Consider the following 3426-nt stretch of genomic DNA (forward strand, 5'->3'; position numbering starts at 1 on the left):
CAGGGGTGTCGAAAGAGTCAACTGCGGTCCAAAGCTGTTGGACTTGGGTGAAAAGGGCGTTTATTCTTCCTATACGTTGTTCAGAATAACATTGTTCCGCCAACAATCAATTCGGTAGATATTGAACCTGAATATAGGGATATATTTAACTTGACGTTACACCAATCACAACAACGGCAAGTGAATTACGCAATGAGTAATACTTTTGGTTTTGGCGGACACATTGCCACAAGTATTTTTAAAAAATATGCTGAATAGAGAGTAGGTGCTAACTTCGGTTTGCTCGTGTTGGCGCTAAATCGAAAGTTCAAGTATCCCAACATGTTCCTTCGTATAGAAGTTAAAAGTTGGCAATTATCGTAGAACAACCTACAGACAACACCAATATGTAACCGATAAATAATTACAAAATATGACCGACAGAGTAAACATCATCAATAACTACATCGATGGATACAACCAATTTGATATCAAAAAAATGGTTGCAGACCTTGACGATAATATTGTTTTTGAAAACATTCAAAATAATGATATAAGTTTATCGCTGAAAGGGTTAACAGCGTTTAAACAACAGGCAGAAACAGCAAAAACATACTTTGCAAAGAGAACACAGACAGTTAAATCGTTTAGGCATTTTGACAACAGCACTGAAATAGAAATTGATTATACAGCAATTTTAGCAATTGACTTTCCGAACGGCTTAAAAAAAGGGCAAAAGCTAAAGTTATCAGGAAAATCCGTGTTTGAATTTAAAAAAAACAAAGTGATTAAATTGACAGACATTAGTTGACATTAAAACCAGCGAACAAGAATATGACTTTACTAAAACATAAAAAAATTACAATAATTGGTGCCGGGCCTGTTGGATTAACAATGGCGAGATTGTTACAGCAAAACGGCGTGGACATTACAGTTTACGAGAGAGACAAAGACCAAGATGCAAGGATTTTTGGTGGGACACTTGATCTGCACAGGGATTCGGGACAGGAAGCAATGAAAAGAGCGGGATTGTTACAAACTTATTATGACTTAGCTTTACCAATGGGTGTAAATATTGTTGATGAAAAGGGCAATATTTTAACCACAAAAAATGTAAGACCCGAAAATCGTTTTGACAATCCTGAAATAAACAGAAATGACTTAAGGACTATCCTATTAAATAGTTTACAAAATGATACCGTCATTTGGGATAGAAAACTTGTTACCCTTGAACCTGATAAGGAGAAGTGGATACTAACTTTTGAGGATAAATCGAGTGAAACAGCAGATCTGGTTATTATTGCCAATGGTGGAATGTCTAAAGTAAGAAAATTTGTTACCGACACGGAAGTTGAAGAAACAGGTACTTTCAATATACAAGCCGATATTCATCAACCGGAGGTGAACTGTCCTGGATTTTTTCAGCTTTGCAATGGAAACCGGCTAATGGCTGCTCATCAAGGTAATTTATTATTTGCGAATCCTAATAATAATGGTGCATTGCATTTTGGAATAAGTTTTAAAACACCTGATGAATGGAAAAGCAAAACGCGGGTAGATTTTCAAGACAGAAATAGTGTCGTTGATTTTCTCCTGAAAAAATTTTCCGATTGGGACGAACGCTACAAAGAACTGATTCGTTTGACATCATCTTTTGTAGGGTTAGCGACACGAATATTTCCCTTAGATAAGTCTTGGAAAAGTAAGCGTCCATTACCCATAACGATGATTGGAGATGCTGCTCATTTGATGCCTCCTTTTGCAGGACAAGGCGTAAACAGTGGGTTGATGGATGCCTTGATATTGTCGGATAATCTGACCAATGGGAAATTTAACAGCATTGAAGAGGCTATTGAAAATTATGAACAGCAAATGTTTGCTTATGGAAGAGAAGCACAGGCAGAATCAATAATAAACGAAACGGAAATGTTCAGCCTCGACTTTTCTTTCCAAAAACTAATGAATTTATAAAACAGAAAGGCGAGGAAATGAAAGAGAAAATAGTTAAAAAAAACGGAATAAGACTTTTTACCGAAAGTTTTGGATGTGAAAAAGATCCGGCAATACTCTTGATTGCGGGAGCAACGGTATCCATGTTGTATTGGGATGCTGAATTTTGCCAGAAACTATCTGAAAAGGGATTTTTTGTTATTCGCTACGACAATAGGGACGTAGGAAAATCTACTAATTACGAACCGGGTTCAACCCCCTATGATATTGTTGACTTAACCCATGATGCTATTTCAATTTTGGACGGCTATAAAATAGTCAAAGCCAATTTTGTGGGAATTTCACTGGGCGGACTGATTTCTCAAATAGCATCAATAAAATATGCCGACAGGGTAAGTTCAATAACACTAATCTCATCAGGTCCTTGGGGCGACTCAGACCCCACAATTCCTGAAATGGATACGCGTATTTTAGATTTTCACAGAAAAGCTGAAACCGTAGATTGGACAAATGAAGACAGTGTGGCAAATTATTTAATTCAAGGTGCTGAATTGATGAGCGGCAGGAAACAATTTGACAAACAAAGAAGTGAAAAACTGATTAGAGCCGAATTTAAAAGAGCTAATAACTATATAAGTATGTTCAATCATGCGGCACTGCAAGGTGGTGAAGAATACTGGAACAGATTGAGCGAAATCAATCAACCAACCTTAATTGTACACGGAACGGACGATAAAATATGGCATTTTAAGAATTCAGCAGTTTTACTTGAAAAGATAAACGGCTCAAAACTAATAACGCTTGATGGAACCGGACACGAACTACATTTCGAAGATTGGAATAAAATTATTGATGGAATAACGCAACATACAACAAATAACAAAAGAATGAACAAATAGGGTATTATGTATTTCCAAATCAACGGTTTAGAGATTGAAGCTAATATCAATGTGTTATGACGCTCAAGCTGGTGGAGCCGCTGCGCGAGCTGTTTAAAGATGAGGTGCGCAAGATCGGTATGGAGTTAGGTCTGCCCTACGACATGGTTTACCGTCATCCCTTCCCTGGCCCTGGCTTGGGTGTGCGTATTCTTGGCGAAGTAAAAAAAGAATATGCCGACAGGTTGCGCTTGGCTGATGCCATCTTTATCGAAGAGCTGTATGCCGCTGACCTGTATCACAAAACCAGCCAAGCCTTCGCTGTATTCTTGCCAGTGAAGTCGGTTGGCGTAGTGGGCGATGCCCGCCGCTATGAGTATGTGGTGGCATTGCGCGCAGTAGAAACTATCGATTTTATGACAGCGCGCTGGGCACACTTGCCGTATGAGTTTTTAGAAACGGTTTCTAGCCGCATCATTAATGAGATTCCCGGTATTTCGCGGGTAACCTACGATGTTTCCTCAAAGCCGCCGGCAACTATTGAGTGGGAGTGACGGGCACTGGCTGGCAATGTCTAGCAACGGCAGGCATTTCGGCTGAGGGTAAAAGAACTTTCCGC

General features: G+C 39.0%; 3 protein-coding genes and 1 pseudogene. All 4 read left to right on the forward strand.

What is annotated here, in order from left to right:
- Positions 1-478: 478 nt before the first annotated feature.
- Positions 479-790 (forward strand): nuclear transport factor 2 family protein, encoded by a 312-nt coding sequence (locus HX124_RS17835; protein WP_228390949.1) that lies wholly within the window; start codon positions 479-481, stop codon positions 788-790.
- A 23-nt stretch (positions 791-813) separates the two neighbouring features.
- Positions 814-1950, forward strand: a complete 1137-nt coding sequence (gene tet(X), locus HX124_RS17840) for a tetracycline-inactivating monooxygenase Tet(X) (RefSeq protein ID WP_044502094.1) — start codon at positions 814-816, stop codon at positions 1948-1950.
- Positions 1951-1967: 17 nt separating this feature from the next.
- Positions 1968-2828 (forward strand): macrolide hydrolase EstT, encoded by an 861-nt coding sequence (gene estT / locus HX124_RS17845; protein ID WP_286384420.1) that lies wholly within the window; start codon positions 1968-1970, stop codon positions 2826-2828.
- Positions 2829-2884: 56 nt separating this feature from the next.
- Positions 2885-3361 (forward strand): annotated as a pseudogene (locus HX124_RS17850) (GMP synthase (glutamine-hydrolyzing)); the annotation flags it as partial.
- Positions 3362-3426 lie beyond the last annotated feature (65 nt).

Origin of the sequence: Acinetobacter sp. 226-1, assembly GCF_030329325.1 — a bacterium.
GTDB classification, from domain to species: domain Bacteria; phylum Pseudomonadota; class Gammaproteobacteria; order Pseudomonadales; family Moraxellaceae; genus Acinetobacter; species Acinetobacter sichuanensis.

What these genes read in the sequence shown, in the direction of transcription:
- estT (WP_286384420.1), top strand. Translation starts at nt 1,968, where the DNA reads ATGAAAGAGAAAATAGTTAAAAAAAACGGAATAAGACTTTTTACCGAA.
- HX124_RS17835 (WP_228390949.1), top strand. Translation starts at nt 479, where the DNA reads ATGGTTGCAGACCTTGACGATAATATTGTTTTTGAAAACATTCAAAAT.